This is a genomic window from Saccharothrix algeriensis, assembly GCF_016907655.1.
GTDB lineage: Bacteria > Actinomycetota > Actinomycetes > Mycobacteriales > Pseudonocardiaceae > Actinosynnema > Actinosynnema algeriense.
This window is the reverse complement of the sequence record NZ_JAFBCL010000001.1, coordinates 2967317-2980737: the sequence shown is the minus strand read 5'-3', so window position 1 is coordinate 2980737 and position 13421 is coordinate 2967317. Positions and strand designations below refer to the sequence as shown.

Below are 13421 nucleotides of genomic sequence, written 5' to 3'. Positions count from 1 at the left end.
CTCAGCAGTCGGGGCGGCAGCGGCGCTGCGAGATGGCGTCCAGCAGCACGGTCTCGATGTCCTCGGGCTGCAGCGCCTGGTAGGACTTGCCGCCGGTGGCCGAGGCGATCCGCTCGAGCGCCGCCAGGTCGGCGTCCGGGCCCAGGCCGACCATGAACAGCGGCACCGGCCGCGCCGGGTCGGCCTCCCGGCCCAGCGCGGCCAGCAGTTCCGGCAGCCCGACGGACGAGGCGTCGTCGTTGCTGCCGTCGGTCATGATGGTCACCGAGTTGATCTTCGTCGGGTCGAACGACCGCTGCGCGGCGCGGAACGCGGCCAGCACCGTGTCGTTCAGCGACGTGCCGCCGCCGACCAGGCCGGGGATCCGCTCCGCGCCCCGCTGCAGCTGCTCCCGGCGCGGCGCGCCGTCGATCGGCTCGCCGAGCGGGCCCGCGGGCACCAGCTCGACGTAGCCCTTCGGCCCCTTGTCCGTGGAGAACGCCCAGAGGCCGATCTCCGAGGTGTCCGGCAGCATCGACAGCGCCGTCAGGGCCGCCTCCTTCGCCGCGACCACCCGCGTCAGCCCGCCGCCCTGCATCCTCTCGGCCATCGAGCCGGAGACGTCCAGCACGGCGAGGATGCGGGTGTCCAGGCTGACCGCGCCCCACGTGCGCAGCAGCTCCGAGACCTGCTCCGGGGCGGGGGTGGCGGTCAGCGCCACGTTGTCGCCGCGCACGCCGTCCCGCTCGGTGGTCCAGCCTTCCGGCGCCTCGCCGGCGGGCGTGCGGAAGCCCGCCCCGGCGAACCGCTCGGCGGTCCGGTCGGAGCGCAGGACCCGCGTGAAGTCCGCGGCGGCCTGCGCGGTGCCCGCCGCCTCGCCGACCCGGGTGACCCGCACCACCGGGTAGTCGAACCCGACGGTGCCCTCCGCCGGGTAGGACGCCACGACCCGGCGCGAGCCGGCGGCCCGGTTGGCGGCCAGCACCGACTGCTCGGCGGCGGTGAACACCGGTGCGTCGTCCGCGCCCTGCACGACCTTGCCGAACGCGTCCCGCACGGACGGCGGGGCGTCGCGGCCGACCCGCATCAGGGCGCCGATCAGCGCCGGGTCGGCGGCGCCGTCCGGCTTGCCGAGCAGGGTGCGGACGACCGCGAGCGTGGCCAGGCCCTCGGTGGACGTCGTGGGGTTGCTCAGCGCCACGGCGACCGCCGGGTCGACCACCTTCGCCCAGCTCACCGGCGTGACGGGCCAGCCGAGCGCACCCATCGCCCGCTCGGAGCCGGCGATCACCAGCGGTGACGAGGCCAGCGGTTCGCCGATGTCCAGCCGGGGCGCCTCGGGCCCGAGGTCGCCCGCCTGCCGCCGGGTCTCGGCGGCCCACATGGACGAGTCGGGCACCCACAGCGCGGGCGGGTTGATCTGCGCGGTGGGCAGCTCGTGGGCGACGTCGGCCGCGCTGCGGGGCTCGACCTGCAGCTGCACGCACCGGCCGTCGACCACGGGCCGCCCGGCCTGGTAGTCGTCGGCCGCGGCGCGCACGACCTCCTCGACGGCCGGGGTGACCGCGACCTTCAGGGGCAGGGCGCCCGCGCAGTCCGGCCCGGAGGTGGCCCGGAGGGCGACGGCGGTGGCGCCGGCCGCGGCGACGACGCCGAGCAGCGCGCCGATCGGGAGGGCGATCCGGCGGGCTCGGCCGGTGGGACGCTCGGTGGGAGCAGGCATACCGTGGGTACCTTCGGTCGGTGTTCACCCTTTCGGGTGGGTGATGAACACTCGGCAACTGCGGAGGGGGTGTGGCCGTCGTGCGCGCGCGCACCCTCGGGTTCGTTCACCCGAACATTCCTCACTTCCGTGCTACCTGCTAGTAACGTCACACCGCCGTCCGGTGTTACGGCGATCTGCGCCACCCCGCCCGCGACCTGCTCCACGACCGGGTGAACCCGTTTGACCTGCGCAGGGTGTCCGCGGTCACCGCGGGGAACACTTGACGGGCGCCATCCGTTGGTCGGACGAGACGTGACAGCCCCGCACGCGGAGCGCTCCCCCCGCGCTCCGGGCGGTACGCTGGCCGGACGGGTCGTGCCCGTCCGCGCCCGTCACCAAGTCAGGGAGGGTCGAGGCCGCCCGCCGGCCGTAAGTGAATGGACCGCAAGCGCCTGCTTCGCAACCCGCTGCTGTGGATCGTGGCGGTGTTGCTGCTCTACTACGCCTTCACCGTGCTCTTCGACGACGCACGGGGGTACACCCCCGTCAAGACGTCCCAGGCACTCCAGCAAGTCCGGGACGGCAAGGTCAAGGAAGCCACGATCGAGGACAAGGAGCAGCGCCTCAAGCTGACTCTCAACGACGGGGTGACCTTCGAGGGTCACAACCGGTTGATCACGCAGTTCCCGGCGAGCTCCACCGACGAGGTCTTCACCATCCTCGACCAGGCCGGCAACAAGCCGACCGTCGAGACCAAGGTCAGCCAGGACTCGTTCCTGATGCAGATGCTGCTGTACCTGGTCCCGCTCGGCCTGTTGCTGCTGCTGCTGATGTGGATGATGAACAACGCCCAGGGCGGCGGCAACCGCGTCCTGAACTTCGGCAAGTCCAAGGCCAAGCAGCTGTCCAAGGACATGCCCAAGACGACGTTCGCGGACGTCGCGGGCGCCGAGGAGGCCGTCGAGGAGCTCCAGGAGATCAAGGACTTCCTCCAGAACCCCGGTCGCTACCAGGCGCTGGGCGCGAAGATCCCCAAGGGCGTCCTGCTCTACGGCCCGCCCGGCACCGGCAAGACCCTGCTCGCCAGGGCCGTCGCCGGCGAGGCCGGCGTGCCGTTCTACTCCATCTCCGGCTCGGACTTCGTGGAGATGTTCGTCGGCGTCGGCGCCTCCCGGGTGCGCGACCTGTTCGAGCAGGCCAAGCAGAACGCGCCGTGCATCATCTTCGTCGACGAGATCGACGCGGTCGGCCGCCACCGCGGCGCGGGCCTCGGCGGCGGTCACGACGAGCGCGAGCAGACGCTCAACCAGCTGCTCGTGGAGATGGACGGCTTCGACTCGCGCGGCGGCATCATCCTGATCGCGGCGACCAACCGGCCCGACATCCTGGACCCGGCGCTGCTGCGGCCCGGCCGGTTCGACCGGCAGATCCCGGTGTCCGCACCGGACCTCAAGGGCCGCAAGCAGATCCTGCGCGTGCACGCCAAGGGCAAGCCGCTGGCCCCCGACACGGACCTGGACGGCCTGGCCAAGCGCACCGTCGGCTTCTCCGGCGCGGACCTGGCCAACGTCATCAACGAGGCCGCCCTGCTCACCGCCCGCCAGAACGGCACGGTCATCGACGGCGCCGCGCTGGAGGAGTCGGTGGACCGCGTGATCGGCGGCCCGGCCCGCAAGAGCCGGATCATCTCCGAGAAGGAGAAGAAGATCACCGCCTACCACGAGGCCGGGCACGCCCTGGCCGCGTGGGCGATGCCGGACATCGACCCGGTCTACAAGGTCACCATCCTGGCCCGCGGCCGGACCGGCGGTCACACGCTGTCCGTGCCCGAGGAGGACAAGGACCTGATGACCAGGTCCGAGATGATCGCCCGGCTGGTGTTCGCGCTCGGCGGGCGCTCCGCCGAGGAGCTGGTCTTCCACGAGCCGACCACCGGCGCGTCCAACGACATCGAGCAGGCGACCAAGATCGCCCGCGCGATGGTCACCGAGTACGGCATGTCCGCCCGCCTGGGCGCCGTCAAGTACGGCCAGGAGCAGGGCGAGCCGTTCCTCGGGCGCACGGCGGGCCGGCAGGCCGACTACTCGCTGGAGGTCGCGCACGAGATCGACGAGGAGGTGCGCGAGCTGATCGAGGCCGCGCACACCGAGGCGTACGAGGTGCTCAACACCTACCGCGACGTGCTGGACGCGCTGACGCTGGAGCTGATCGACAAGGAGACCCTGCACCAGAAGGACCTGGAGCGGATCTTCGCCGGCGTCGAGAAGCGACCGCGGATCACGAAGTTCAACGACTTCGGCAACCGCACCCCGTCGGACAAGCCGCCGGTCAAGACCCCGGCCGAGCTGGCGAAGGAGCGCGGCGAGCCGTGGCCGCCCGCCATCGAGGACACCCTCGACCAGGACCTGCCGCCCGCGCAGGACCCGGTGCCCGCGCCCGCGCCCGCGCCGCCCGCCGTTCCGAACGGCAACGGCGCGCCGCACCCGGCCCAGCCGCAGCACCCGTCGTCCGGCCCGCCCCACTACGGCGCGCCGCCCGGCTGGACCCCGGCGACGGTGCCCGGCGGCGGCGGGCAGCCCGGCCAGTGGCAGCCGGAGCACACCGACGCCGACGCGGGGAAGCGGTCGTTCGACGCGGATCCGGACAACCGCACGTGACCGAGATCGACCGGACCGGCCTCCCCAGCGGGGAGGCCGGTCCCACGCGGCGGGCGTTCGACCAGCGGCGGGCCGAGGCGGCCGTGCGCGAGCTGCTGCTCGCGTGCGGCGAGGACCCGGAGCGGGAGGGGCTGCGCGACACCCCGGCCCGCGTGGCGAGGGCGTACCGGGAGCTGTTCGCGGGCCTGTACACCGACCCGGACAGCGTGCTGGCGAAGACCTTCGACGAGAGCCACGAGGAACTCGTCCTGGTCACCGACATCCCGATGTTCTCGTTCTGCGAGCACCACCTGCTGCCGTTCCACGGCGTCGCCCACGTGGGCTACATCCCGAACGAGCACGGGCGGGTCACCGGCCTGTCCAAGCTGGCCCGGCTGGTGGACCTGTACGCGAAGCGGCCCCAGGTGCAGGAGCGCCTGACCTCGCAGATCGCGGACGCCCTGGTGCGGCGGCTGGAACCGCGCGGTGTGATCGTGGTCGTGGAGGCCGAGCACCTGTGCATGGGGATGCGCGGCGTGCGCAAGCCCGGCTCGCGGACCACCACCTCCGCCGTGCGCGGGATCCTGCGCTCGTCGGCGTCGACGCGGGCGGAGGCCATCGAGCTGATCAGGGGGCGCACGAGGTGAGCCTGCCCAGGCCGGGGCACTGCGTGGTGGTGGGCGTCCTGAACGTCACCCCGGACTCGTTCTCCGACGGCGGCCGGTACCTCGGGCGGCGCGAGGCGGTCGAGCACGGCGTGGCGATGTTCCGCCGCGGCGCGGCCCTGGTCGACGTGGGCGGCGAGTCCACCCGGCCGGGCGCGCAGCGGGTGGAGGCCGCGGTGGAGGCCGCGCGGGTCGCGCCGGTGGTGCGGGACCTGGTCGCCGAGGGCGTGCCGGTGTCGGTGGACACCATGCGGGCCGAGGTGGCCGAGGCGGCGCTGGAGGCGGGCGCGTCGATCGTGAACGACGTCTCCGGCGGCCTCGCCGACCCGCGCATGGCGTCGGTGGTGGCCTCCGCCGGGGTGCCGTACGTGCTGATGCACTGGCGCGGGCACAGCCGCCGGATGCACGAGCTGGCCGTGTACGACGACGTGGTGCGCGACGTGCGCGACGAGCTGAGCGCCCGCGTCGACGCCGCGCTGGCGGCCGGCGTCGCGGCGGAGGACGTCGTGCTGGACCCGGGGCTGGGCTTCGCCAAGGACGCCGACCACAACTGGCAGCTCCTGCGGCGCCTGGACGAGCTGCTGGAGCTGGGCTTCCCGGTGCTGGTCGGCGCGTCCCGCAAGCGCTTCCTCGGCAGCCTGCTGGGCGACCGGCCGCCGGAGGGCCGCGAGGACGCCACGGCCGCGGTGTCGGCGCTGGCGGCCTTCGCGGGTGCGTGGGGCGTGCGGGTGCACGACGTGGGCAGGTCGCTGGACGCGGTGGCCGTGGCGCGGGCGTGGGCGGCCGGCCGTGGGTGACCGGATCTCGCTGCGCGGCCTGCGGGTGCGCGGCTTCCACGGGGTGTTCGAGCACGAGAAGCGCGACGGCCAGGACTTCCTGGTCGACGTCACGGCGTGGCTGGACCTGTCGCGGGCGGCGGCCACCGACGACCTGCGCGAGACGCTGCACTACGGCGAGCTGGCCGAGCGCGCGGCGGCGATCGTGGCGGGCGGCCCGTACGACCTGATCGAGACCGTGGCCGGGAAGATCGCCGACGAGGTGATGACCGACCTGCGCGTCAAGGCGGCCGAGGTGACCGTCCACAAGCCCTCCGCCCCGATCCCGCTGGTCTTCGCGGACGTGGCGGTGACCGTCAGGCGCACCCGTGGCTAGGGCGGTGCTGTCGATCGGCTCCAACCTGGGCGACCGGCTCGGGCACCTGCGGGCCGCGGTCGCCGGGTTCGCCGCCGAGCTGGTCGCGGTGTCGCCGGTCTACGAGACCGCGCCGTGGGGCGTGACCGACCAGGACGACTTCCTCAACGCCGTGCTGGTCGTCGACGGCGGGGCCGGGCCGTGGGACTGGCTGCGCCGCGGCCAGGAGCTGGAGAACGCCTCGGGCCGCGTCCGCACCCTGCGGTGGGGCCCGCGGACGCTCGACGTCGACGTGGTGACCGTGGCCGGGGTGACGTCGGACGACCCGGCCCTGCTGCTGCCCCACCCCGGGGCCCACGAGCGCGCCACCGTGCTGGTGCCGTGGCTCGACGTCGAGCCGGACGCCGTGCTGCCCGGCCACGGCCGCGTGGCGGACCTGGTGGCGGGCCTCGACGTGAGCGGCGTGACCCGCCGCGACGACCTGCCCCTGGCCTGACGGCCCGCTCGCGAGCCCGGGAGGTCGCGCCGGTCGGGTGACACCATGGGTGCGTGAGGTTCACCAAGCCCCGTGACCTGCTCGCCGCGGCACTGATCGCGGGCCTGCTCGCGCACCTGCTGCTGCGGCTCGCCTACGGCACGCTGCCGCCGCTGCCCACGTTCGCCGGGTTCACCCTGCTGGTCATAGCGGTGGTCGACCTGGTGCTCGCCTTCTCGCTGCGCGCGCGCATCCAGCGCAAACCCGGCACCGAGCCCGTCCAGCCGCTGACCGCCGCGCGCGCCGTGGCGCTGGCGAAGGCGTCGTCGCTGCTCGGCGCGATCATGGCCGGCGCGTGGGCCGGGGTGCTGGTCTACGTGCTGCCGGTGCGCGGCGAGTTCGAGGCCGCCGACCACGACCTGGTGAGCGCGGTCGTCGGCGTCGCCTGCGCGGCGGCGCTGATCGGCGCCGGGCTGTGGCTGGAGCACTGCTGCCGGACGCCGAAGGACTCCCTCCGCGAGAGCTGAATGCGGACGTGGAGGTCTCAATCCTGTAACTGACCGGTACGGTAGGTGCCATGACCGGGCGAGGCACGGCGCAGGACGACGAGCGGCAGACCGGCGGTCTCGGCTCCGGGCGGCTGCTGCTGTTGGCGGCACTGGTGCTCGCGCTGGGGGCCGCGGCGGTCCTGGTGCTCAGCGACAGCGCCCGGTGGCTGCGGCTGGGCGTCGTCGCCGCCCTGTGGGCCGCGCTGGTCGGGGCGTTCCTCGCCGCCCGCTACCGCCGCCAGGTCACCGACCGGGAGGACGAGGTCGCGGACCTGCAGTCGGTCTACGAGCTGGAGCTGGAGCGCGAGGTCGCGGCCCGGCGCGAGTACGAGCTGGAGGTCGAGGCCGAGACCCGCAAGCGGGTGCAGGAGGAGGCGAAGGACGACCTGGAGGCGCTGCGCGACGAGCTGCGCGCCCTGCGGGAGAACCTGGAGGCCCTGCTCGGCGGCGAGGTCCTGGTCGAGCGGGTGGCGCTGCGCGCCGAGTCGACCCGGATGCGGTCCCTGTCCGACCAGTCCCGGCTGATGTCGCTGGGCGACCAGCGGATCATCACGGCGGGGCCGGCCAAGGCGACCGCGGTGAAGCAGGCGGCGGACAAGCCCGCCGCCGACCGCACCGAGTTGATCGAGCGCGTGGCGCACGAGTCGCCGCGCAAGGAGCAGGTCCGGCGGCCCGAGCCGGTCCGCCCCGAGCCCGCGCGCCGCGAGCCCGCCCAGGCCGCCCGCCGCGAGCCGGCGCGCGCGACCGGGCAGCGGTCGGCCGCCGTGGCGCGGCCGGGAGCGCCGGAGCCGGCCGAGCGCGCCGGCCGGGTGGACCTGGCGGGCCGGCTGAGCCCGTCGACGGCCGCCCGCGCGGCGGAGCCGACGCGCCGCACCGAGCCCGTCGGCCCCGAGCCGGGTGACGCCGCGCGGGGCGGGGCCGCGGAGGTCCCGCGCCCGGAGTCGCCGCGCGCGGACGCGGTGCGCACCGGCTCGGCCCGGACCGACTCGGCCCGGGTGGACCCGGCGCGCGCGGAGCCCGTGCGGGTGGAGCCGGCGCGCAAGCCCGAGCCGTCCCGCACCGAGCACACCATCCAGCGCCGCAGCCGGGTCGCCGAGCGCACCGAGATGATCAGCCGCGACGCGGTCGCCGCCGACGACGCCCGCCGGGCCGCGCCCGCCGAGCAGCCCACCCCGGCGGCCAGGGCGGGCGGCTCCCGGCCGGTGGAGCCCGCCGCCGGCCACCGCACGACGCCCGCGGCGGCGCAGCCCGGCGGCGCCCGGCCGGTGGAGCCCGCGCGCGCGGAGCCCGCCGCCGGTCACCGCACGACGCCCGCGGCGGCCCGGACCGGTGGTTTCCGCCCGGTCGAGGCGGCTCGGGCCGAGGCCGCCGGGCCCCGGAGCGCGCCCGCGGCGGCCAGGGCGGGCGGTTCGACCCCGGCCGAGGAGCCGGTCGGCCACCGCGCGGCGCCCACCGCCGCGCAGGCGGGCGGGACCGCGCGCCGGGCCGCCGAGCAGAGCGGGTACCTGCCGGTGACGGCCGCGCCCGCCGGGCGGTCGTCCGCCGAGCTGTCCACCGCCCACGAGGCCGACGAGGCCGGCGGCCGGCGGCGGGCCGAGGACCGGCCCGCCGGGCGGCGCGGCGCGGCGGAGCCCGAGGAGCCGGCCGGCGCGCACGCCGACGGCAAGTCGGTGAGCGAGCTGCTGGCCGCGTTCGGCGGCGGCGAGTCCCCGCGCCGCCGGCGGCGGCGCGGCCAGGACTGACCTACTTGTCGATGTCGCCGACCACCACGGCGAACGAGCCCAGCACGGCGGGCAGGTCGTCCACCCGCGTGCCCGGCAGCAGCGCCGAGAGCGCCTGCACGTTGTTGAACGACGGCGTCCTGAGCTTGAGCCGCCACGGCGTCTTCTCGCCCCGCGACGCCAGGTGCACGCCGGAGGTGCCCAGCGGCGCCTCCACCCGGGTGTAGACCGAGCCCTCGGGCGCCTTGACCGCCTTGGGCAGCCGCAGGTTCACCGGCCCGCCCGGCAGCCGGTCCAGGCACTGCCCGGCCAGCCGCACGGACTGCCGCACCTCGTCGACCAGGCACCGCACCCGCGCCAGCGCGTCGCCCTCGGTCCGCACCACCGGGACGACGTCCAGCCCGAGGTAGCCCGGCAGCGGGTCGTCCCGGCGCAGGTCGAGGTCCACCCCGGACGCCCGCCCGATCGGCCCGGTGACGCCGTAGGCCAGCGCGGCCTCCCTCGACAGCACGCCGAGCCCGGCCAGGCCGGGCGGGACCGGGTCGACGTCCACTGCGGACAGCGCGGCGCGGACGCGGTCGGCCCACCCGGCCGGCACGTCCTCGCGCAGCCCCCCGATCCGGTTGAACATGAAGTGGATCCGCCCGCCGGACGCCTCCTCCAGCACCGCCTGGACGGCCTCCCGGCCGCGCGCGGCGGTCGGGCCGGTGAGCGGGGTGAGGAAGACCAGGTGGGCCATGATCCGGTTCAGCTCGCACAGCAGCGCCCGGAGGGCCTGGGCGCGGGGCGGCACGTCCATGCCCGTCATCCGCTCGACCGCCAGCGCGACGGCCAGCTCGTTGCAGAACGCGGCCAGCCAGTCGTGCCGGTTGGCCAGGGTCAGCACCTGGCGGTAGTCGCGCACCTCGAACAGCTTCTCCGCGCCCCGGTGCAGGTGCCCGACGAGCGGTTCGGCGGCGGTGATGACCGCGTCGTCGCGGACGGTCAGGCGCAGGCGGTACGCGCCGTGCGCGGAGGGGTGCAGGGGGCCGAGGTCGACCACCCGGTCCACGCCCAGGTGACGTGCCCCGGCCCCTACGCCAACGGTGATCTCCACCCGGTCATGCTCGCACGTCAGCCCGGGGTCACCGCGAACAGGAAGCACCCGTGGGTGGCGCTGCGCACCTGCACCTCCACCACCCCCGGCTCGGCGAGCCACTCCTCGATGCGCGCGGTCAGCTCCTCGGGCTGGGCGACACCCCCGTCGACGATCCGGCCGTCGGCGTCGTAGGCGCGCAGCGCCCGGCGCGCGTGGCGCAGCGCTTCCGGCACCTCGTGCAGCTCGTCGGGGCCGTCGCAGCGCTCCAGGTGCACGAACACCGGCCCCAGCTCCTCGTACGGGCCGCGCCCGGTGCTGGGCGAGTAGCGGAACAGCACGACCGGCTCGCCCTCTCCGGCCTTGCGGAGGCAGCACCGCAACGGCGCGCCGACCGCCTCGTGGCGCAACTCGTGGAACTCGTCCGTGCCGGCCAGCTTCCTGGCCCGCTCCACCACGTCCGTGGGCAATGCGTGAATCCTCATGCCGACCAGCTTCCGGGTGGGGGCGGGCCGGGGCCGGCGGTCTTCGGACCTGCTGCCGGCCCCCGGCGGGAGACCGATGGGCTGCGGCGCCGGCGAACTGCGCCGCGCTCGGCGCGGCGGCGCTTCAGCGCAGCCGTGTGCCTCGTGTTCTCCCCGTACGGCCTGGGCGCAGCCCAATCATGTTTTCCGGGGGGCGTCAAGCACGCTCTTCGCTTGACGCCCCCCGGAAAACATGATTGCCTCCGGCAGGTCGTACGGGGAGAACACGACGCACTTCCCTCCTCCTTGGGGGCCTCCCGGCCGCTCTTCTTACTTGTGGCGCGCACCGCAACAAATAAATTTTCAGCCTTTCTCGATGGGGTCGGTTGATCGTGGGGAGGGAGGCTTCGCCGCAGGTCAGAGGCTGAAGAGCTAAAGAGTCCTCGCCGGACGGGCAGGCCGCCAAGGAGGAGGAAGAGCAAGAGCGGTCGTGTTCTCCCCGCATGGCCTGTCTAAAGACAACCATGCTTTTCTGGGGGGTGCAAGCGAAAAGCGTGCTTGCACCCCCCAGAAAAGCATGGTAGCCCTCCGGGCAGGCCATACGGGGAGAACACGAGAGCGCCGGTCTGCACGGGGCGTGCCGAAAACCCAAAAGATAAAAAGCGAAAGCCGCAAGTGCGGGGCTGGTGTGCTGCGTGGGCAGTGCGGGTGGTGCGTGGGCGGTGCGGCTCAGGGGTGCCAGGGTGGTAGCGGGGGGAGGAGTTCGGACACCGGGATGTCGACTCCGTGGAGCAGCCACCCGAACGAGCCGAGCCCGCCGACCGCCCGCAGCTCGGCCACCCGGGACGCCCGTGCGGCCGACTCCAGCCACGCCATGCCGCCGCCCCTCCGCACCCCGAGCGGGCCGCCGACCCCGTCCGGACCGCCGATCCCGCCAACCCCGTCCGGACCCACGACCCCGTCCGGACCCACGACCCCGCCCGGACCCACGACCCCGCCCGGACCCACGATTCCGCCCAGGCCCACGACCCCGCCCGGACCCGCCCCGGTCAGGCCCAAGGCCGCGAGCGCGTCCCGTTGCGACACGAGGACGTGGTCGCCGCCTGCCGCCTCGGCGCACGCGTCCAGCGCCACGTGCGCGGTCAGGTCGCAGGAGCCGTCGAACACGGGCTCGACCTGCCGACCGCCGCGGTAGGCGGCGAAGGTCCCGGAGCGGTACCGGCCCGCCGCCCGGTCGGCCCGCAGGTGCCCGTAGTCGATGGCCAGCGCGGCCCCGCGCACCCGGCCCACGGCGTCCGCCCAGGCGGCGTCCCGGGGCGCGCCGACCTCCGCCCGCCAGCCCTCCCGCACCGGCCACCACCGCGCCAGCCAGGGGTCGTCGTGCGGTCCGGTCACCAGGGGGCACGGGATGGCGTCCAGCCACTCGTGGCCGACCAGCAGGCCCTCCACCCGCGCCGGCAGGGTGTCGGTCCACCGGACGCCGGGCAGCCGGCGCGCCGGGCCGAGGTCGACCGCGGTGACGTGCAGGCGTCGACCCAGGGGACCGGTCGCCAGGCGGCGGACCGCGGCCGACAGCTCGCCGCCGCCCGCGCCGACGTCGACGAAGTCCAGCCGCGCGGGCCGGCCGAGCAGGCGGTCCACCCGGTCGAGCAGCACCAGCAGGGCTTCGGCCAGCTCGGGACCGACCAGCGGCGCGGTCCGGAAGTGGCCCGCGGGCACCTCGCCGCGCCGGAAGAAGCCACCCGGGCCGTAGAGCGCGCCGCGCCACGCCGCTTCCCAGTCCCGCATCGGTCAAGTGTCCCTTTAAGGTTGCCCACTGTGACCGCCTCCCCCGCCCGCGAGCGCGCGAACCAGCGCCGCTGGACCGTCCTGCTGCCGGTCGTCGGCCTGATCGGGCTGGGCGTCTGCGGCCTGGTGCTGCTCGGCCTGGGCACGAGCCGGATCGGGGCCGGGCCGATCCTGGTCGGCGCGGTGGCGGCGCTGGTGCCGGTCGTGGCCGTGCTGAGCGCCTTCCTGTGGGTGGACCGGTGGGAGCCGGAGCCCGCGAAGATCCTGCTGCTGGCCTTCGCCTGGGGCGCGTGCGGCGCGACCATCACCTCGCTGGTGTTCAACCAGACCGCGCACGTGCTGGGCGAGCTGATCAACGACGGCGACGGGTCGACGTTCGCCGCCGTCGTGGGCGCGCCGATCGTGGAGGAGGCGACCAAGGCGGCGTTCGTGATCGCGCTGTTCCTGCGCCGCCGGGACGAGTTCGACGGCGTGGTGGACGGCATCGTCTACGCGGGCGTCACGGCCGCCGGGTTCGCCTACACCGAGAACATCTACTACTTCGCGCGGGTCTTCGTGGACAGCGGCTTCGGCGACCTGTCCAGCGGGGTCGTGGCGCTGTTCGTCCTGCGCGGGGTGCTCTCGCCGTTCGCGCACCCGCTGTTCACGGCGATGACCGGGATCGGGGTCGGCATCGCGTCGATGACCGCGAACCGGAAGCTGCGGGTGGTCGCGCCGGTGCTGGGCTACCTGGGCGCGGCGGGGCTGCACTCGCTGTGGAACTTCTCCACCACGGTGGGCACCGGGACGACGTTCATCAACCTGTACTTCCTGATCATGGTGCCGCTGTTCGCGGGCATGGTGTGGCTGGTGGTCTGGCAGCGCCGCCGCGAGCAGCGGATCGTGGCCGGGCAGCTGCCGGAGATGGCCGCGCGGCGGTGGATCGCCGCCAGCGAGGTCACGCTGCTGGCCTCGCTGCAGGGTCGGCGGCGGTGGCGGCGGGCGGTGCGCCGCAAGGTCGGCGACCAGGCCGCGCGGGCCGTCGCGGGCTACCAGGTGGCCGCGACGGAACTGGCGTTCCTGCGCCACCGCATGGAGCAGGGCACCGCGGGCGCGGACGCGGGGGAGCGCCACTCCGCGCTGCTGGAGGCCCTCGTCGCCGCACGGCAGGCGGCGGTGGACGCGCCGGGCGCGCTCAAGGCGGCGGGTGGTGTTCGTCGCAGTTGACGACGGCCCCGGCGGGCGCGGATTACGC

12 protein-coding genes are annotated in these 13421 nt (G+C 75.0%); 8 read left to right on the top strand and 4 right to left on the bottom strand.

Annotated features, from left to right (window positions below; all coding sequences use genetic code 11):
* Position 1: 1 nt before the first annotated feature.
* Positions 2–1702 carry a substrate-binding domain-containing protein gene (locus JOE68_RS13415; RefSeq protein WP_204842688.1) on the bottom strand — a complete coding sequence of 567 codons (1701 nt, stop codon included), beginning with the start codon at positions 1700–1702 and terminating at the stop codon, positions 2–4.
* A 419-nt stretch (positions 1703–2121) separates the two neighbouring features.
* Between JOE68_RS13415 and ftsH the strand changes: the two genes are divergently transcribed.
* The 7 genes from ftsH to JOE68_RS13380 are packed head-to-tail and all read left to right on the top strand — an operon-like array spanning position 2122 to position 8881.
* Positions 2122–4341 (top strand): ATP-dependent zinc metalloprotease FtsH, encoded by a 2220-nt coding sequence (gene ftsH / locus JOE68_RS13410; RefSeq protein ID WP_204842687.1) that lies wholly within the window; start codon positions 2122–2124, stop codon positions 4339–4341.
* On the top strand, positions 4338–4967 hold the full coding sequence (folE, locus tag JOE68_RS13405) for a GTP cyclohydrolase I FolE (RefSeq protein ID WP_204842686.1): 630 nt from the start codon (positions 4338–4340) through the stop codon (positions 4965–4967). The genes ftsH and folE overlap by 4 nt, the downstream gene beginning before the upstream one ends.
* On the top strand, positions 4964–5782 hold the full coding sequence (gene folP, locus JOE68_RS13400) for a dihydropteroate synthase (protein WP_346038818.1): 819 nt from the start codon (positions 4964–4966) through the stop codon (positions 5780–5782). The genes folE and folP overlap by 4 nt, the downstream gene beginning before the upstream one ends.
* Entirely contained in the window at positions 5775–6137 is a 363-nt protein-coding gene (folB, locus tag JOE68_RS13395; RefSeq protein WP_204842685.1) for a dihydroneopterin aldolase, read from the top strand. The genes folP and folB overlap by 8 nt, the downstream gene beginning before the upstream one ends.
* Positions 6130–6612 (top strand): 2-amino-4-hydroxy-6-hydroxymethyldihydropteridine diphosphokinase, encoded by a 483-nt coding sequence (gene folK / locus JOE68_RS13390; RefSeq protein ID WP_204842684.1) that lies wholly within the window; start codon positions 6130–6132, stop codon positions 6610–6612. Before folB ends, folK begins: the two co-directional genes overlap by 8 nt.
* A gap of 53 nt (positions 6613–6665) precedes the next feature.
* On the top strand, positions 6666–7118 hold the full coding sequence (locus JOE68_RS13385) for a DUF3180 domain-containing protein (RefSeq protein ID WP_204842683.1): 453 nt from the start codon (positions 6666–6668) through the stop codon (positions 7116–7118).
* 50 nt (positions 7119–7168) lie between these two features.
* Positions 7169–8881, top strand: a complete 1713-nt coding sequence (locus JOE68_RS13380) for a DUF6779 domain-containing protein (protein ID WP_204842682.1) — start codon at positions 7169–7171, stop codon at positions 8879–8881.
* A 1-nt stretch (position 8882) separates the two neighbouring features.
* Here JOE68_RS13380 and JOE68_RS13375 read toward each other — a convergent pair whose 3' ends face one another.
* The 3 genes from JOE68_RS13375 to JOE68_RS13365 all read right to left on the bottom strand — a co-directional run bounded on the left by JOE68_RS13375 (position 8883) and on the right by JOE68_RS13365 (position 12187).
* Positions 8883–9956: an NADH-quinone oxidoreductase subunit D gene (locus tag JOE68_RS13375; protein WP_204842681.1), complete on the bottom strand. Its 1074-nt coding sequence runs from the start codon at positions 9954–9956 to the stop codon at positions 8883–8885.
* 17 nt (positions 9957–9973) lie between these two features.
* The gene (locus JOE68_RS13370; protein WP_204842680.1) at positions 9974–10420 is read right to left on the bottom strand and encodes a DUF1203 domain-containing protein; all 447 of its coding nucleotides are present in this window, start codon (positions 10418–10420) and stop codon (positions 9974–9976) included.
* Positions 10421–11128: 708 nt separating this feature from the next.
* Positions 11129–12187 carry an SAM-dependent methyltransferase gene (locus tag JOE68_RS13365; protein WP_239562234.1) on the bottom strand — a complete coding sequence of 353 codons (1059 nt, stop codon included), beginning with the start codon at positions 12185–12187 and terminating at the stop codon, positions 11129–11131.
* 30 nt (positions 12188–12217) lie between these two features.
* Between JOE68_RS13365 and JOE68_RS13360 the strand changes: the two genes are divergently transcribed.
* The gene (locus tag JOE68_RS13360; protein WP_204842679.1) at positions 12218–13393 is read left to right on the top strand and encodes a PrsW family intramembrane metalloprotease; all 1176 of its coding nucleotides are present in this window, start codon (positions 12218–12220) and stop codon (positions 13391–13393) included.
* The last annotated feature ends 28 nt before the right edge of the window (positions 13394–13421 follow it).